Genomic DNA, 13,173 nt, shown 5'->3' with positions numbered 1-13,173 from the left:
GTCTTTAGACATGGGCCAGTACCCCAGCGTTTCACGCGTAGAGCAAACCACCAGTTAGACTGGTGGTTCTGATTGAATTTAATGCTTGCTAAGTTAAAAGTCATAGTGTACTATTTAACTAGTACACTATGACACGAGGTATATGAAGTAGGACCAACTTTAAATCAAATCATTTAATTGCAAGATGGTTCAATCATTGCACAGGAGGAAGTAGAGACGATTCTAGATGTTTCGAATAAGGATGCTGTGCAATAGAGGAAGGCGTATTATAAGAAAGGGTGAAAAAAATGACACAAACAACCAATTATTCAATTTGATTAAACAATTGAATCGATTTATTAAAGGTAGTGAGAGATCCCGACGAACAATGAAAAGGGGATGTTAGAACTAATAGCTTTAGCAATACAAAGAATATCTGATGGTTTGAAAAGGAGATTACAATGAAAAGATTTACTTTATATCTATTAATGGCATTCACTATTGTATTGATGAGTGCTTGTTCGCATGATACAACACCTAATGAAGAAAGCAATGAGGAAAGTAACAAAGAAAGTAAGGAAAAATCCGTTAGCAATGTACCTGTTAAAATTCCAGACGATATATTTGTTTCTAATAAAAAGAATGAAAATATTAGTGAAGATGAAATGAAAGCAAGTATAAAAAAGTATATGGATTATAGTCATGTATTAGATAAAGAGATGGAAAAAATTGTTTATCTTTATGAGAATGCTACTGAATCTGATAAAGAAAAATTACATAAATTAATTGATGAAGGGGAAAAGAATGACGCGAATTTCAATGATTTTATTAGTCATAACAATATCCCTGATGATTATAAAGAACCTTCAAAGACAATCTATGAATTTGTTTCATCAATCAGAGAAACTTTAACACAATTTGAAGATGAAGTTGCTGGAATGGTCGAAAATGGTAGCTTATCAGATATATCAAATTTTGCTTCCGAGCATTTTACGAAAGCGAACGGAAGGCAGCAACTAAAAATCGAAAAGTTTTTGGACATGAAAAATATTAAAACTACATATTTCGATGAATAGAGAGAATATATTTATTTGAGGCGGGGACATAACAAATTTGTCCTTTATGAAAGACGGATAATTTTTAAATTATCAAAGAATATAAACAGAAAACCCGAACTATTACGAAACACAGAATGAGCGTTTCGTAATATAGTTCGGGTTTTTCATTGGCTAAAATCCTTTTGTCCCAGCCTCATTTTTATCTTTTCTCCCGCTGAATGTGTGAATGTAAAGTATTGACCTGTGAGCAACCCCTAGGTTTAAGCTAAAAGTATTCTTAAAAAATTTTTTACGAAAATTTAGTTTGAAGCGGGGAATATGTATGAATAGAGAAAAGAAACTAAAAAAACCGGTAGCGAGTTTTATTGTACTAACCAATATCATTTTTTTGCCACTTTTTTGTCTTGTAGGAGCCATCAACATGTTGGGATTTCCTAAATGGATTTTTGATGTCATGCTCTGTATATCATCGTGGTCGTCAACCTTTGCTTTCGCACTATTATTTAAAAAAATCTACCCTGAACAAAGTTTTATGCAATTTGTAAAAGATAAATTTAACAGTAAACTTAAGCTTTCAGTAATCCTAAGTGCGATATTGATTCAAACCATCATATTTTTGATAATTATTTTTCTCGTATTGAAAAATAGTGAAGCAGACTCTATTTTTACTGTTTCTTCATGGGGAATGCTGATTTATTTCTTCTTTAAAAACCTTTTAGCGGGGCCACTAGGAGAAGAAATAGGGTGGCGAGGTTTCGCTCAAATGGAGCTCCAAAAGAAGCATACACCATTAATGGCTTCAATCATCATAGGATTTTGGTGGGGGATGTGGCATCTGCCAATATGGTTTACTTCAGGGCTTGTGGGCATTAATTTAATCAAATATATTGTATTCTTTATGATTGCACTCATATCCACGAAAATCGTCATGACAGCATTTTATAACTTAAATCAGAATTTAATCATCCCGATCATTATTCACCAATTATTTAATTTCTTTATTGGCTTAATAAATGGTAACTTACTGGAACTAATCATGTGCAGCGCGATTCTTTATTCAGTAGTAGCGGTTTTACTCATCGTGATCAATCCAAAAAACGTATTGTATGGAAAGGAAGATACAAATATTGTTAATGGAAAGCATTACATGGTTTAGAGAGAGTTAAGCGCGGGTAGCGGTAGTTGATCGGCGAACGCTTTTAGAAAAAATATCTGACATAAGTCAGCAACATCTCGATGCAAAATTAAACGGACACAATTATACCGAGGCATAATTGATTTGAAGCAAACTGGCTTTATGAAGAGGTTTTTCGCGGTAAATGGAATCCAAAGATCCGTTCTTTATTTCCTCAAGAAGACCGTAATGAGGATGGCACCTTAAGCCATATAAAGGATCAAACCTTAGATGAACATTTACATCGTCTACAATGTGTACGTGATGAACTGCTTTTCCATTTTCGTTCAATGGACTTGGAGGATTGGCGTATATCCAGAAATTTCCCTCATTACGATGTCACACCTGAGTGGGTTATTTACCATTTCCTCGAACACGAGTCACATCATAGAGGACAGATTTTTCAGATGCTTGCCAATTTAACTTCTTTCAGGGGTAATTGCTGAAGTAAATAAAACAGCAATCGCAGAATGTTTCGAATGCCAATGTAAATCAGGGATATTAAAGGTCTTTCATGTAATCGAATGTGGGGTAGCAGGGGCTAATAATAATTAATTGCATATTATAACTTCAAGATTTTTATTTTCATAAAGGGAGGAAAAGAATTATGTCGATTGTTCATGTCACAACAAAGAAAGAATTAAGAGAACACTTAAATACTAGAAAAATTGTGTTAATTAATTTCTGGGCTGAGTGGTGTGGCCCATGTAAAATGTTCGCAGGAGTTCTTAATCAACTCAGTGAAGAATTTAGTGGTAAGGTAAAAGTTGTAAAGGTGAATGTAGAAAAAAGCCCAGATATTGCAGCGGAATATAAGGTAATGGGAATTCCTAATTCTCGATTGATAATTCATAATAAATTACAAGAACCAATTGTTGGATATGTACCTTTTGAAAAACTGAAGCAGATGATTGGAATTTGATGTATGCAATTATAGTTGAAAGACCGGCGAAATAGCTCTTTCTATAGTTTACTTAAGTCTTTCCGAATTTCGGGAAGGTAACACTTGTAACAATAGAAAAATCGCCAATAATAACTTTTGAGGAATAGAAACCGTTGACGCAACAATATTTGTAGTGAGATGTTAGATTAAGCTATCTTGAATCTGTTTAATTATTTACCAGTTCATGTTATAATAAATAACTTAAGGTAATTAAGACGTTCCTTATTACTGAACGGATGCCAAGAAAGCCTCCGCATAGAGATAAAATATAGAGGTGTAAGAGATTGAATAAAAAATGGACAATTGATAAAATTAAAGAATTTGTTGAGAATAATTCGGAAAGTAAGTTGCTAACGACTGAATATCACGGTTTCTCTCAAAAGTTACTATTAAAATGTGCGTGTGGTAACAACTTTGAAAAAACATTTACAAAATTTAAAAATAAACATCAACGTAAATGTGACATTTGCCAACCACCAAAAGAGTCACGCTAAACGTATAAACGATAAACGACGTATTAGCTATATGCACTACAACAGATAAAAAACGAGCTCAATGTTACAGCTAGAAAGAATATTTTAAAAATGAGTAGGAGAACAAACATGATTGAGATAAAAACATCTCCGTTAAGTAATGGAGAATTCAATAGAGGGGTATTTGCAACGTGTGATATCAAAAAAGGACAGCTTTTACACGAAGCACCTGTCATTTCTTATCCAAACGAACAGCATCAATACATTGAACAAACCCTACTCGGTGATTACGCTTTTGAGTATGGGATAGGTCAATCTGCTATCCTTCTTGGTTACGGAATGTTGTTTAACCATTCTTATGAACCTAATGCAACTTATGAGATTAATTTTAAAAATCGCACATTTGACTTCTTTGCTTTCACAGATATAAAAGCAGGAGATGAAATTCTAATCAATTATAATGGCGACGTTGATGACAAAGATCCACTATGGTTTGATCAGGAATAAAAAGGATTTACAATAAATCAGGGCGTTGATCCAACATGGATTGACGCTTTTTTGTTGACGTTATTTATGAGGTATGTTTGCTTTTACTGTACAACGTGATTCAAGTGGTGTGTGGGCATTATTGTCCAATGAGGCGGTTGAAATTTCTACAAGAAAAAGGAGTTAATGAGAGAGTAACTAGATAGAGGTTTTATGGGCGATTGGTAATCAAATTTCCACCTATTTTCTTCGAGTCCTTAAAGAGAAAGGAGTTGATGCCAATGACTATTTTTGAAGCAATGATGGTTGCTATAAGTTTCAACACACTTATAGTTTCAGTACTTGCATTGTCATTTACTTTTACACAAAAAAAGTAAACCGCCTCCACCTCGCAAGCTGTGAGTAGGTTTACTTTCTTCTCATTGCAAATCGCCTTTGAAGCGATTCGTCTTATATATTTTATATACATCTTCAATATAAATTATAACACGGAGAGAAGTATTTATTCAATTAGAACAAATATTTCTCCAAATTAAATACATACAGAATGAAATGCTCCATAAGAAAATAATTAATTTGGTATGAGTAATGAGCCAAAATGCCAGCTATATTAAGGGCTAGCTTTGCCTACACGAGGCTATCTTGCCATCCTCTCCATGTAAAGTTGTAACGCCAAATCAGGTTACAATACTCTGCACTTTTAATTGCAATATACAATAGTTGTCTGTTTTATCAGGCGTGTTGATTAGGAAAAAATAAGTTTATTATTGAGCGATAAAAGGATTTTTTTGTTACCACTTTGCCAATATATTCCTAGTTTAACTGATTGTAGCGTAGGGCTACTCGACTCCCGCGGGAAAGCGAGACAGACGAGACCCTGCACGGAGCGAAGCGGAGGAAGCGGCTCGACGCTCGCCCGCAGGAAAGCGAGTAGCCCGTAGCGGAAATCAGCCTCTTTGGATGTATAAAAAAGGTTAATCAACACACCTGCTGTTTTATGTATCATTGTATAAAATCCACTGGATGGTTTTTTACACTTTCGTATGTGGTATTTAACAATTTCAATATAAGAAAGTATAGAAAATAAATGAGAACAACTAAATATCCATTAATGAATAATATTGATGTCACTAGTTGCAAGATATATTAAGGATAAGCCAACTTTAAAGTTAATTCGTAAGTTTTTCAACGCTATTACTATGGCAAATGGCTGGATCTACTGTACAACGTGATTCAAGTGGTGTGTGGGCATTATTGTTCGATGAAGTGGTTGAAATTTCTACAAGAAAAAGGAGTTATTCTTAAAAATTTGATATAATGAGAGAGTAACTAGATAGAGGTTTTATGGGCGATTGGTAATCAAATTTCCACCTATTTTCTTCAAGTTCTTGAAGAGAAAGGAGTTGATGCCAATGACTATTTTTGAAGCAATGATGGTTGCTATAAGTTTTTCATCGCTTATAGTTTCAGTAATTGCATTGTCGTTTACTTTTACACAAAAAAAGTAAACCGCCCTTGCCTCCCAAGCATGTGAGTCGGTTTACTTGATCACTTTGCAAATCGCCTTTGAAGCGATTCGTCTTGTTACGAAGACCATTTGGTGCTACAACACTAAATGGTCTTATATATTTTATATACATCTTCAATATGAATTATAACACGGAGAGAAGTATTTATTCAATTAGAACAAATATTTACCCAAAATCAATAAATACAGAATAATAGGCTTCGCAAGAAAAAAATTAATTCGAGAAAAACAGAGAACTAGATAGTTGTATTTTGCAAAGAAAAAATACATAGTTTTGCAATTGCAATTACACAATGTTGCAACTTGACATGGAGGCCTCTGAGGGCATGAGTAATGAGCCAAGAAGCCAGACTAACTGGGCAGGAAGGTTCAAGAAGGAATATTCAATACTATAAACGAATGACACAATATATTTAGCTGTTTTTATTGGAGGGAATGAATTGTTTTGTAAAATGGCTTCAAAAAAGGAATTTTGTATCTAGGTGTTATGGTAGGTATAACAATAGGGCTATTTTCTGCAACACATTCTATAATATGACTAAAGCCATTATATAAAGCCACTGGCAATACTGGTATCTTTTTATTATATTAGTCGTCCCTTTGTTAATACTCGAATTTGAATATAGGATATTACAAAATAACAGAAACAATGGAGGTATGAAATTTGAAGATCCGAAGAATAGATCATGTGGGTGTAATCGTAAATGATCTCTCTGCCGCTAAAGAGTTTTTTCTCGATTTTGGACTTGAGGTAAAAGGGGAATGGGAAATGGAAAGAGAGTTAATGGGATATGCAGTTGGGCTTAATGACGTTAAAGTAGCGTGTGTAGGATTGGGAACGACAGACGGTCAGACATGGCTAGAGCTAATCAAATTTTATACACCTTCAGATGAAAAAGATATTCAGCAACCCTTTGCAAATACACTGGGTATCCGACATATTGCATTTACTGTTGAAGATATTGAAGCTGTTGTTGCTAAATTGAAAAAGAAGGGTACGAAAATCTTTAGTGAGATACAGCAATATGAAGAAAGTTATAAATTATGCTACGTTCGTGGTCCAGAAGGAATTATTTTGGAGTTGGCTGAGGAAATCAAATAAGTAATGTTAATTAAAATGAAAGTATGACTCTGCTACTTTCTTATTTTGTGTGCCGGGCATGTCCGTCAACTAGGTGATGAAAGTTCACTGTGGGCGTTGGGATATGCGAACCACTAGCCAAGTGCAAGGGTGTCCGTGGCGACGCGGAATCTGAAGGAAGCAGGAGGCAAAACCTTGGTCCGAGGTACACGAATCACATTCGAGGTTGTTCTGACTGGACGAGATTGCAAAACAAATCAAAATCCAAAATATCCACGGAAGTCAGTGCAATAAATGTGGCGGATAGATGAGGTGAAAGTGGACGGACTTACCCCGGGAGGTCTGATGAATACCTGGAAACAGAACCTATTTAGCGATAGATAGCTGAATCATCAGAAGTCAGCAGAAGCCATAGTACCAGTAATGGGAAGGGCTGAACGAAAGGAGTGAACATGGAAGGGCACATTATATGACAGTGAAGACACAGCCAATCATAAGACTTTCCGTTGCCTTGAAACGCAGAACGTCAATCGCACAACGAAAAGAGTGGAACTGTTCATATGCATACCTATACCATGCGAACATATGGATACAAATGGACTAATTTATTTAATAACAGACCGAGATAATCTAAACGAAGCTTTTAAGAAGGTACGTAGAAATAAAGGCGCTGCTGGAGTCGATGCGAAAGATATAGAAGCAACACGCCAATACTTAAAAGAAAATAAAGAAAAGATTATTCGTCAAATCCAAACAGGGCAATATACACCGCAACCGGTAAGGCGGGTAGAAATTCCAAAAGGAAATGGTGATACGAGAAAATTGGGAATTCCAACTGTAACAGACCGCGTCATTCAACAAGCAGTTGTTCAAATCCTAACCCCAATCATCGACCCAATTTTCAGTGACTATAGCTATGGTTTTCGTCCAAATAAAAGTGCTCATCAAGCAATTTTACAAGCGCAATCTTATATGGATGAAGGCTACAAATTCGTGGTAGACATGGACCTTTAGAAATTCTTTGACCGCGTTCAACACGATAAACTGATGTCTCTAGTTGCGGGATATATTAAGGATAAGCCAACTTTAAAGTTAATCCGTAAATTTCTCAACGCTGGTACTATGGCAAACGGCGTCGTAGTACATAGCCAAGAAGGCACGCCCCAAGGTGGTCCACTGAGCCCACTACTTAGTAATATCCTTCTCCACGAACTAGATAAAGAGCTCGAAAAAAGAGGTCACAGATTCGTCCGTTACGCGGATGACTGTAATATCTATGTCAAAAGTTTAAAAGCAGGAGAGCGTGTAAAAGTAGGGATGACAACATTTATCGAAAAGAAACTAAAGCTTAAGGTAAATGAGGAGAAATCCGCAGTGGGAAAGCCGAGGGCACGGACATTCTTAGGAGTGAGTTTCTACCGAATCAAACAACAAACAAGGATTTACGTGCCGAAGAAGAGTAAACAGAAATTGGAGGATAAAATTCGCCGACTCACGAATCGTAATCGGAGCATGCGAATGGATGAAAGAATTAAATACCTCAACTACCTGATTCAGGGGTGGGGTAATTACTTTAAAATTGGAGACGTTGGTAAATACGCTAAAAAGATGGATGCCCATATACGCCGAAGACTGCAAGCATGTCGATGGAAAGAATGGAAGAAAACCACAACCAAGTATCGCAACCTTAAGAAACTCGGTATCTGTCCGAACGACGCCTACAGAATGGCAAATACCCGAAAGGGATATTGGCGTTCATCAAATAATCCAATCATAAATAGAGCCCTAAATAATAAATACTGGGAGAAACAAAACTTAAAAAGTCTCTCCCAAATCATTTTAAAACCATAAAACTTTTGAACCGCCGTATACGGATCCGTACGTACGGAGGTGTGAGAGGTCGACTAGTCAATTAATGGCTAGTCTCCTACCATAGAAGGTATTTTGATATCAGAAGTGTTGATGATTAATTGAATCGGATTAGTTGGAACGCCGTATGCGGTGAAAGTCGGACGTACGGTGTGAACAGGGGGAAAAGCCAGCGATAACTTCAAAGGCTTACCTATCTGTATGAAGAAGGTTATAGAACCTTTTAGTGTAATATTTACACGTAGAAGGAGGAGAAAATGAGGTTTGTTATTGTTGGATTGCTTTTGCTATTAATGGTAGGATGTCAATCAAATAATATTGAAGAAGTGATAAATGAGCACGGTGATATTCAAAATTTAGAGAGTTTAGATAGATTTGTTGAGAATATAAAAAATCAAAAAAAAGCTGAAATTAACTATGTACAGTATGGGATAGAGGGACAACGAGGGGTTAGTACTTTAGCATTTGATGGAGAACAAATTAATATTTCTCATAGTGTTGATGGGGATTTTATTGAAGAATATAGCTGTAAAAAAATAATAGTTGAAACTGAAGAAGGAATCAATAAATATATTCTTAACGAATGCAATGGGAATCTTAACGAGAATGTTGAATTTTTATCAGTCCCCATTTCAAACTAAACTATCTATTAGTTAGTTTGTGAAGAATAGTACTGTGCGAAACGTTTCCTTATAAGTGCCAAAGCACGAAATAGGAGGATTGCTGAAAGGCAATTACAACTGATTAACTGAAACTCGGAATGAAAGCCGTCATGTTGAGCTGAAACGAGTTATCTGATACTCCTACATGCACGAAAAGGTAGTGGCCCGAACGTGTATGAAGTTAGGTTAAGCCGGCTGAAGTGTACCTAAGTTCTTAAATAGAATATGGTTCATGATAGGTCGGGATGCTATAAAATATCTAGGGTGAGAATATCCAGATGGACTGACGAACTTGCGAATGTACGGGTCTAGAATCTAATACGCTCGAAAGACGTATGCTGTAAATGCAGTGTCAAACACCGAAAAGTACGATTAGTACATAGGAACCTCGGAATATCTAACTAATGAGGATATAGAATTGACAGGCTTAAAGCAAGCACCTACGGATATATGAAAAGCTAAGTTAATCGGAACGTTGTAAGTAAGAAACATCCACTATTAAACGACTACTATCGGGATGGTGTCTATAAGATAAATAAACTTCGAAGTGACTCTATTCTTGCGAAAGTAGGCGCGTGATATACTAGAAAAACTTAGACGTTTAATTCGCGAAATTCAAAATAAGCCAACACCAAAAACTGTTTTGAATTATAACGCTTATATTATCGGAATTAAAAATTACTATAAGATTGCAACTCATATCAATAAAGACTTTGGAAAAATAGCCTATCATTTAACGAAAACCATGTATAATCGTCTAAAATCAATTGGGAAGTATGGAAAACCCATTAATCCATCGGAAACATACAAGAGACTTCATAAGAATAATTTCAAAACATATAAAATTGCTGGTTTGTATTTATTTCTCATAGGAGATACACAAACAAGCAATGCTATGAACTTCAGTTAAGATATTTGCGACTATACAAAAGAAGGAAGGCTAAAATTTCATCAAACCCTTAGAGTGGACATTGCCATAGAAATAAACAAAATGTTACAAATACCTTACGGCAAAAACAACTTAGAATTTGCAGATAACAAAATCTCAAGGTACTCTATGCAACTAGGCAAATGTGCTGTAACAGGGGAATTCTTGACATCCGATAAGCTGCACTGTCACCATAAGTTACCCCGACATATGGGTGGTACAGATGAATTTAGCAATCTTGTAATCGTGCATGAAGATGTGCATAGATTAATCCATGCAACTAATGAAAAGACGATTGAACGATATAGGAACATTCTTCAATTAGATGGAAAACAATTGAAGAAGTTAAACCAATTCCGTAAAGTTTGTAATTTAATTACTTTAGTCTAAAAGGATAAGATGGAACGCCTAATGCGGTGAAAATCGCACGTTGGGTGTGGAGCAGGGGAAAAGATGGAGATTACATCAAAGTCTTACCTATTGCTATTAAACTAACGGGTGCTTTACTTGGTGCGACACGTTCCTGGCTCAAATGAGATGTGGTTAACACAATCTCGGTAAAGGTCAGACAATCTAGGATTTAAATTGAAGGATATTATCGAGGAGTCGAATGATGAGGTAACGCTCAGAAAGGCTCCCCCTGCATCGAATAGCACGCTATTTAGTAAGGAAAAGCGTGTTATAAGCTCGGTTAATAGGCGTAAGAACTTACCGTAACAGTTCGGCTGACGAAACCCTACCCGATGGGGTGGTGTAAATCATAATGCTTGGGTTGAATAGATATGGTGAGAATGTATGAAAGACACATAAGATTAGTGTACTACTGTCGAACTTCCGAATGTACGGGTCTAGACGCGCATAATACAGAAATGTATTAACTACTATATGTAGGGTTAGCTGTGGATGAGTAAGAATGAACTATATAAAAGTCCATCTTGTGTTACAGGCACAAGCAACGCTAACAGGCTCATAGGAAGCACCTAAGTTTGTTCCATAATAGATAATATTCAACGTGGTAAGCTGATAACGTGGAGAGCTTACTCTTTATGAAGCGTTGAGAAGGAAAATAATCGTGAGATTAGCGAGTGTATAACTTCTCTTTATATCAGTGAAAGTGGTGGTATAGTACCGTTGAAGCGCGTAATGAACGTGGAGGGATTGCCACTAGACTAATGAAGAATTACTTAATCATGCTTGGCGAATCTTTATTGGTTAATAAGGTTCTCGTGAGATTAAAAGAGGTTCACCTTCCAAGGGAGGCACCGACTTATTGAAACGGAAGAACTGAGACATAGAAGGTATTTTGATATCAGAAGTGTTGATGATTAATTGAATTGGATTAGTTGGAACGCCGTATGCGATGAAAGTAGCACGTACGGTGTGAACAGGGGAAAAGCCAGCGATAACTTCAAAGGCTTACCTATCTGTATAAAGAGTGTTGTTTAATTTGTGGTCAATAATTGTGCCATTTTGTGGAATAACTTTCTATAAGTAAATTGGATACTTATGTTAAAGTTATAGAGAAGATGGTGACATTATTTTAGGGGGTAAAACTATGATTGGAATTTTAGCAGGAATGGGTCCAAAATCTACTGGGCCATTTGTAGATAAAGTTGTAGACCAGTGCCAAAAGATATATGGAGCAATAAATGACATTGATTTCCCTCACATGATGATTTATTCATGTCCAACTCCTTTCTACATTGATAAACCTCTCAACCATATGGATATGGAAATGGCAATTATTAAAGGGGCTCGCAGACTTGAAAAAACAGATGTTGATTTTATTGCCATCCCATGTAATACGGCACATATCTACTTTAACCAAATTAGAAACTCAGTTTCGGTTCCCGTATTAAACATGATTGATGAAACAATAAAGGAAATACCAAAAAACTCAAAAAAGGTAGCTCTTTTAGCCACCAATCCAACGGTTCAGTCTGGAATATTTCAAGATGCTTTAGTGAGAGAAGGCTATGATTTTTTACATCAAGATCGTTGGCAAACTTACGTGAATCAAATAATAGTAAAGATTAAACAAGGTCAAATCGATGAGTCCCTTCAATTATGGGATGTATTCTATTCAGAATTAGCTGAAACGATTGATACAGCTATCATTGCATGTACAGATTTAAATGTTGTTACAGATAAAAAATTCAATGATTTTTCCATTGTTGATTCATCAACTTGTCTCGCTCAAGCCGTTGTACATAAATATTTATCATTAATGGACTGAGATTAGTCTTTCCTATTAGACTAAAGTTTTTTCACTAACTTGCGCAAGTGCTTAAAATCAAGCTACCGAAGTCCAAGCAGCTTTTCTTATTGAGCTAACGGAGCAGTTTAGTTGTGCGAAATGTTCCTAGTTTAAATAGAGGATGGTTACATCTCTCTGGTAAAGGCTAGGCAATTCCTTTTGGAACTGAAGGATTATATCGAAGAATCAAATGAAGAGGTAACGCTCGGAAGGGTTCTCTCTTAGTCGAATAGTACTTGATTTAGTAAGAATGAAAGTGTTATAAGCTCGGCGAAAAGGCGTAAGAATTTACCGTAACAGTTCGGCTGACGAAAGCCTACCCGCGGGGGTGGTGTAAATCATGATGCTTGAGTTGAATGAATATGGTGAGCATGCGAATGAACCTAAAAGAAAAGGTTAAGCTGACAAACTTCTGAATGTACGGATCTATAACTGCGATACATAGAAATGTGTATGTCACCAAATTGTGAGGTTAGATGTGGGTGAGTAAGACTAGCTAATATGAAAATCCATGATACGTTACAGGCGTATGAATGCTAACAGGCTTACAGGAAGTACCTAAGTTCATTCTATAATAGATATAATTCAATATTGTAAGCTGATAACGTGGAGGGCTTACTCCCCTAAGAAACGTTGACAAGGAAAGCAATAAAGATATTAGTTACTGTATAACTTGCCTTTATATCAGTGAAAGTGGTGGCACAGTACCGTTGAAGCGTGTAATGAACGTGGAGG

At 36.1% G+C, this 13,173-nt stretch carries 11 protein-coding genes and 1 pseudogene; all 12 read left to right on the top strand.

Annotated features, from left to right (window positions below):
- Positions 1 to 440 precede the first annotated feature (440 nt).
- The 12 genes and pseudogenes from AMS59_RS02040 to AMS59_RS01995 all read left to right on the top strand — a co-directional run bounded on the left by AMS59_RS02040 (position 441) and on the right by AMS59_RS01995 (position 12,417).
- On the top strand, positions 441 to 1,055 hold the full coding sequence (locus AMS59_RS02040) for an NDxxF motif lipoprotein (RefSeq protein ID WP_053482100.1): 615 nt from the start codon (positions 441 to 443) through the stop codon (positions 1,053 to 1,055).
- A 304-nt stretch (positions 1,056 to 1,359) separates the two neighbouring features.
- Entirely contained in the window at positions 1,360 to 2,193 is an 834-nt protein-coding gene (locus AMS59_RS02035; RefSeq protein WP_053482099.1) for a CPBP family intramembrane glutamic endopeptidase, read from the top strand.
- A gap of 176 nt (positions 2,194 to 2,369) precedes the next feature.
- A complete protein-coding gene (locus tag AMS59_RS26855; RefSeq protein WP_156304565.1) occupies positions 2,370 to 2,657 on the top strand; it encodes a DinB family protein in 288 nt (95 codons plus the stop codon).
- Positions 2,658 to 2,818: 161 nt separating this feature from the next.
- Entirely contained in the window at positions 2,819 to 3,133 is a 315-nt protein-coding gene (locus AMS59_RS02030) for a co-chaperone YbbN (protein ID WP_053482098.1), read from the top strand.
- A 305-nt stretch (positions 3,134 to 3,438) separates the two neighbouring features.
- Positions 3,439 to 3,648: a hypothetical protein gene (locus AMS59_RS02025; RefSeq protein WP_053482097.1), complete on the top strand. Its 210-nt coding sequence runs from the start codon at positions 3,439 to 3,441 to the stop codon at positions 3,646 to 3,648.
- Between the two features lie 108 nt (positions 3,649 to 3,756).
- Positions 3,757 to 4,134: an SET domain-containing protein gene (locus AMS59_RS02020; RefSeq protein WP_053482096.1), complete on the top strand. Its 378-nt coding sequence runs from the start codon at positions 3,757 to 3,759 to the stop codon at positions 4,132 to 4,134.
- Between the two features lie 1,385 nt (positions 4,135 to 5,519).
- Positions 5,520 to 5,621: a putative holin-like toxin gene (locus tag AMS59_RS26850; protein WP_369814304.1), complete on the top strand. Its 102-nt coding sequence runs from the start codon at positions 5,520 to 5,522 to the stop codon at positions 5,619 to 5,621.
- Between the two features lie 684 nt (positions 5,622 to 6,305).
- Positions 6,306 to 6,743, top strand: coding sequence for a VOC family protein (locus tag AMS59_RS02015; protein ID WP_053482095.1), 438 nt, complete (start codon positions 6,306 to 6,308; stop codon positions 6,741 to 6,743).
- Between the two features lie 564 nt (positions 6,744 to 7,307).
- Positions 7,308 to 8,573 (top strand): annotated as a pseudogene (gene ltrA / locus AMS59_RS02010) (group II intron reverse transcriptase/maturase).
- Between the two features lie 275 nt (positions 8,574 to 8,848).
- Positions 8,849 to 9,232, top strand: coding sequence for a DUF4362 domain-containing protein (locus tag AMS59_RS02005; RefSeq protein WP_053482094.1), 384 nt, complete (start codon positions 8,849 to 8,851; stop codon positions 9,230 to 9,232).
- A gap of 1,012 nt (positions 9,233 to 10,244) precedes the next feature.
- Complete coding sequence (locus AMS59_RS02000) at positions 10,245 to 10,571, top strand: HNH endonuclease signature motif containing protein (protein ID WP_199777653.1); 327 nt, start codon at positions 10,245 to 10,247, stop codon at positions 10,569 to 10,571.
- 1,165 nt (positions 10,572 to 11,736) lie between these two features.
- Positions 11,737 to 12,417: an aspartate/glutamate racemase family protein gene (locus tag AMS59_RS01995; RefSeq protein ID WP_053482092.1), complete on the top strand. Its 681-nt coding sequence runs from the start codon at positions 11,737 to 11,739 to the stop codon at positions 12,415 to 12,417.
- Positions 12,418 to 13,173 lie beyond the last annotated feature (756 nt).

The organism is Lysinibacillus sp. FJAT-14745 (genome assembly GCF_001275675.1).
GTDB lineage: Bacteria > Bacillota > Bacilli > Bacillales_A > Planococcaceae > Lysinibacillus.
This window is presented reverse-complemented; position numbering and strand designations above follow the sequence as displayed.